General features: G+C 71.9%; 3 protein-coding genes and 1 pseudogene. All 4 read left to right on the top strand.

Translation table 11 applies throughout. The features are described from left to right. Positions 1-587: pseudogene (locus ACQKIP_RS45265) on the top strand (hypothetical protein); the annotation flags it as partial. 9 nt (positions 588-596) lie between these two features. Then, positions 597-1163: an ECF RNA polymerase sigma factor SigK gene (gene sigK / locus ACQKIP_RS45260; protein ID WP_365856145.1), complete on the top strand. Its 567-nt coding sequence runs from the start codon at positions 597-599 to the stop codon at positions 1161-1163. A 47-nt stretch (positions 1164-1210) separates the two neighbouring features. Continuing rightward, entirely contained in the window at positions 1211-1765 is a 555-nt protein-coding gene (locus tag ACQKIP_RS45255) for a DUF4383 domain-containing protein (protein ID WP_365856147.1), read from the top strand. Between the two features lie 128 nt (positions 1766-1893). Further along, positions 1894-2402, top strand: a 509-nt coding sequence (locus ACQKIP_RS45250; RefSeq protein ID WP_427745666.1) for a mechanosensitive ion channel family protein, incomplete at its 3' end; no start/stop codon positions are given.

The following is a 2402-nucleotide window of genomic DNA, read 5'->3' as shown; positions in this document are numbered from 1 at the left end:
GCCTGGGCCTGCACCCCGGGGCCTGGCCGACCGAGCGCGGCAGCGCCACGGACGTCACCGTCCGGGTCAGCGTGAGCGACCACGCGACGCCGGCCTCCGGCCTGGCCGGCTACCGCGTGAGCGCCGAGTACGAGCACGCGGGGACGCCTTTCGGCTCGTGCACCATGCGCATGGCCCGTCCCGCCCGTGCGGGCGCGCCCTGCACCACGGCGGCGCCCCTGCCGGCGCTCCTGCATCCCCCGGCGGCCGCGGTGGGCGCGGCCGCCGACACCGACGTCCTGCTGGCACGGGCCCCGCAGGGACGCCTGGTCATCGTCCCGCGCGACCCCGGCCATCCCGTCCTGCTCGCAGGGCGCCCGGACCGGCTGCCCGCGTTGGCCGTCCTGGAGGCCGCACGCCAGGCGACGCTGCTCAACTGCGGCATGACCGCCGCGGCGGTGGCCGGGCTGCGGGTGGAACTGCTCGCACCGGTGCCGCCGCGCGGGGCCCTGGTCGAGGTGGCGGCGGAGCCGGCGGGAGCCCGCGTCGGCGTCACGGTATCCGGCCAGGTCGCCGCGGTGTGCACCGTCGCGCTGCGCGGGGCGTGAGCGTCAGCCATGGTCCAGAGCCGAGAAGCAGACGCCGGTCTTCCGGAACTCATGCGGCGGGTGGCGCACGGCGACGAGGACGCCTTCTCCTGCCTGTACGACACGGTGGCGGCCGCGGCCTTCGGTGTCGCCCGCAGCGTGCTGCACGACTCTGCGCAGGCAGAGGAGGTCACCCAGGAAGTCCTCGTGGAGGTCTGGCACACCGCCGAGCGCTACCGCAACGACCGCGGAACGGTCATGAACTGGGTCCTCATGCTCGCGCACCGGCGCGCAGTGGACCGGGTCCGCTCCGCCACGGCCCGCAGTGCCCGTGAGGACAGGGCGGCGCGGCTGGCCCGTACACCCGCGTTCGACGAGGTGAGCGAAGCCGTTGAGACGCGCCTCGAGCACGAGCAGGTCCGGCGCTGCCTCGCCGGGCTGACCGACGCACAGAAGCGGTGCCTGGCCCTTGCCTACTACGAAGGGCTGACGTCGCGGCAGATCGCCGAACAGCTCTCCGTGCCGATCGGCACCGTCAAGACGCGCCTGCGAGACGGACTCATCAGGCTGCGCGACAGCATGAAAGTGCCGCTGTAGGCCGCCGGAAATCTCCGCCGGCCCCGCGGCGTGACCCAGGAGGCGACATGAAACTGCAGGACGAACTGCCCGTCGACCATCATCTCGCTGCCGTCTACCGCTACGGCGCGGCGTTCTGCGGCCTTGTGCTCATCGCCTTCGGCTGCCTCGGTCTGGCCGACGCGCTGACACCCCTGAGCACGAACGGCGAGGTGGCCGGCCTGTCCACCAATGTCGCGCTGAGCGTGATCTCGCTCGTCGTGGGAGCCGCGCTCGTCGCGGGCGGCTTCGTCGGCGGCACCTTCGCCTCCACGCTGAACATGTCCGTGGGCGCGCTGTTCCTTCTCAGCGGCTTCTACCACCTCTTCACGCTCGACCGGCCGGCCAACTTCCTCGACTTCGGAATGACCAACGTGTTGTTCAGCTTTGTGGCGGGCCTGATGATCCTGACGTTCGGCATGTACGGACGTGTCTCCAGCAAGCTGCCCCACGACAATCCGTTCTGGCGGCTGCGCCACCCCGAGCAGGCGGCCCGCGAGGACGGCACGGGGCACCCGGCGGGCCGGGCCGAACTGCCCGACCGGGAGAAAGCGCCCCTGGAGAGCGCGGCCCGGGGCGACTGAACTGCGACGATTTCGCGCCGCTGTCACCCCGCTCACACAGCGCCTACACACCTTTTGCCCCGGTTCAGCCACGGCGGCTATCGTCCCCGCTGCGACAAGCCGTACCTCAAGGAAGTGGAGTCTTCTCCGTGGCACCCACCGGCGCGCCGGCGTCGTTCGTCCTCAGCGGCAGCACCGATCAGGCCCTCGCGGCCCCGGGCTGGCTGCAGGACAACGCCGGCGCTCTCATAGGCGTCCCGCTGCGCATCGTCCTGATCGTCGTCGGAGCGGCGATCGTGCGAGCCGTGGCCAAGAAAGCCATCACGCGCGTCGTCCAGCGCATCCTGCAGCCGTCCGACGGCGAGCACGAGCCGCGTCGCACCGGCCGCGGTCCTGCGGTCCTGCAGCGTGACCGTTCGCGTGCCAACGAGCGGCGCGAGCAGCGCGCCCGCACCATCGGCTCCGTCCTGGGCAGCGCGGTGACCATCGTCATCGCCCTGATGTCCCTGGCCATGGTCCTCGACCAGATCGGCATCGCACTGGGCCCCCTGCTGGCCAGCGCCGGCGTGGTCGGCCTCGCGATCGGCTTCGGCGCGCAGAGCCTGGTGGCGGACTACCTCTCCGGCATGCTGATCATGATGGAGGACCAGTACGGCGT

The sequence above is a fragment of the Streptomyces sp. NPDC059900 genome (genome assembly GCF_050270335.1).
In the GTDB taxonomy this organism is placed as follows: domain Bacteria; phylum Actinomycetota; class Actinomycetes; order Streptomycetales; family Streptomycetaceae; genus Streptomyces.
The sequence above is the reverse complement of the archived record's forward strand: the minus strand, read 5'-3'. Positions and strand labels throughout refer to the sequence as shown.

Excerpts from the sequence above, each read along its gene's own strand:
- sigK (WP_365856145.1), top strand. The coding sequence starts at position 597 with ATGGTCCAGAGCCGAGAAGCAGACGCCGGTCTTCCGGAACTCATGCGG.
- ACQKIP_RS45255 (WP_365856147.1), top strand. The coding sequence starts at position 1,211 with ATGAAACTGCAGGACGAACTGCCCGTCGACCATCATCTCGCTGCCGTC.